This is a genomic window from Kordiimonas lipolytica (genome assembly GCF_001550065.1).
This window is the reverse complement of the sequence record NZ_LRUB01000032.1, coordinates 1-2,500: the sequence shown is the minus strand read 5'-3', so window position 1 is coordinate 2,500 and position 2,500 is coordinate 1. Positions and strand designations below refer to the sequence as shown.

Genomic DNA, 2,500 nt, shown 5'->3' with positions numbered 1-2,500 from the left:
CTCCGCGAAAACTATTTAGGTAGTGCCTCAGGTATTACCTACGGGGGTAGAGCACTGGATGGATGCGGGGGGCGCGAGCCTTACCAATTCTAACCAAACTCCGAATACCGTAGAGTAGAGCCTGGGAGACAGACTGTGGGTGCTAAGGTCCATAGTCGAGAGGGAAACAGCCCTGACCACCAGCTAAGGTCCCTAAATCATGTCTAAGTGGGAAAGCATGTGAGACGGCCAAAACAACCAGGATGTTGGCTTAGAAGCAGCCATCATTTAAAGAAAGCGTAACAGCTCACTGGTCTAATTAAGCTGTCTTGCGGCGAAGATGTACCGGGGCTCAAGACATGTACCGAAGCTGTGGATTTGCACATTAGTGCAAGTGGTAGCGGAGCGTTCTGTAAGTCTGCGAAGGTGTGGCGTGAGCCATGCTGGAGATATCAGAAGTGAGAATGCTGACATGAGTAGCGATAAACAGTGTGAGAGACACTGTCGCCGAAATCCCAAGGGTTCCTGCGCAAGGCTAATCCGCGCAGGGTGAGTCGGCTCCTAAGGCGAGGCCGAAAGGCGTAGTCGATGGGAAACAGGTTAATATTCCTGTACCTGGTGGAATGTGACGGATACCGTAAGTTGTTCTTCCTTATTGGATTGGAAGGGCCGCGAAGGTGTCCCAGGAAATAGCACCACCATATAGACCGTACCCGAAACCGACACAGGTGGGATGGTAGAGCATACCAAGGCGCTTGAGAGAACTATGTTGAAGGAACTCGGCAAATTGCCTCCGTAACTTCGGGAGAAGGAGGCCCAGCTTTAAGGCAACTTTTAGCTGGGGGCACAAAAGAGGGGGTGGCGACTGTTTACTAAAAACACAGGGCTCTGCGAAGTCGCAAGACGACGTATAGGGTCTGACGCCTGCCCGGTGCCGGAAGGTTAAGAGGAGGTGTGAGAGCACCGAATTGAAGCCCCGGTAAACGGCGGCCGTAACTATAACGGTCCTAAGGTAGCGAAATTCCTTGTCGGGTAAGTTCCGACCTGCACGAATGGCGTAACGACTTCCCCACTGTCTCCAACATAGACTCAGCGAAATTGAATTCTCCGTGAAGATGCGGAGTACCCGCGGTTAGACGGAAAGACCCCGTGCACCTTTACTACAGCTTCAGTGTGGTATTAGGGACAACATGTGTAGCATAGGTGGGAGGCTTTGAAGCAGGGACGCCAGTCCTTGTGGAGCCAACCCTTGAAATACCACCCTTGTTGTTCCTGATATCTAACCACGTCCCGTGAACCCGGGACTGGGACCCACTGTGGCGGGTAGTTTGACTGGGGCGGTCGCCTCCCAAATGGTAACGGAGGCGCGCGAAGGTAGGCTCAGATCGGCCAGAAATCGATCGTTGAGTGCAATGGCATAAGCCTGCCTGACTGCGAGACTGACAAGTCGAGCAGAGACGAAAGTCGGTCATAGTGATCCGGTGGTTCTGTGTGGAAGGGCCATCGCTCAACGGATAAAAGGTACGCCGGGGATAACAGGCTGATACTGCCCAAGAGCTCATATCGACGGCAGTGTTTGGCACCTCGATGTCGGCTCATCTCATCCTGGGGCTGGAGCAGGTCCCAAGGGTATGGCTGTTCGCCATTTAAAGAGGTACGTGAGCTGGGTTTAGAACGTCGTGAGACAGTTCGGTCCCTATCTGCCGTGGGCGCAAGAGACTTGAGAGGAGCTGCCCCTAGTACGAGAGGACCGGGGTGGACGGACCTCTGGTGGACCTGTTGTGGCGCCAGCCGCATTGCAGGGTAGCTATGTCCGGACGGGATAACCGCTGAAAGCATCTAAGCGGGAAGCCCCCCTCAAGATAAGGTCTCTCTGAGAGCCGTGGAAGACCACCACGTTGATAGGTCAGGTGTGGAAGTGTGGCAACACATGAAGCTAACTGATACTAATTGCTCGATAGGCTTGAAGAGCCCCTCCATAGACAGAGAGGAATACTCTTTGTCCTGGTTCCGGTATCGCCACGGCGATCCCATGAACCGCGCTCAAGGCTGCTGCAGCCAAGAGCGGACAGAATGGAAATACTTCAAAGCATGCAAGACAAAAACGCAATCCGGTAAGCACTGCTTACTGTTTACTCTTTTGTTGATCTGGTGGTTATAACAAGATTGTCCCACCCGGTCCCATCCCGAACCCGGAAGTGAAAGGTCTTTGTGCCGATGGTACTTCGTCTTAAGGCGCGGAAGAGTAGGTCGCCGCCAGATCTACAAAAGAGTAAAACATCGTCACAATCTCAAAAAACTAACAAACCGCCCATAAGGCGGTTTTGTTGTTTTAAGAGGGAACGCTCAGCCCTCGCCGGAAAACCGGCAGCCCTGAGCGCGCTTCATGTGAGCGAAGCCCGTTAGGGATCGCGAAGCGGAAGCAACATTTATGACGCGGGCCAAAAGGCGCATTGCACGCGAAAGCGTGCCGCACCAAGCACCCCGCGGAAATGAAATTGACGCGGGGTGGAGCAGCCCG

General features: G+C 53.7%; 2 rRNA genes (1 of these 2 cut by a window edge). Both read left to right on the top strand.

Annotated features, from left to right (window positions below):
* Positions 1–1,950 (top strand): 23S ribosomal RNA (locus KORM41_RS15820); it begins 795 nt to the left of the window's first position.
* 176 nt (positions 1,951–2,126) lie between these two features.
* A 5S ribosomal RNA gene (rrf, locus tag KORM41_RS15815) occupies positions 2,127–2,241 on the top strand.
* Positions 2,242–2,500: the final 259 nt, after the last annotated feature.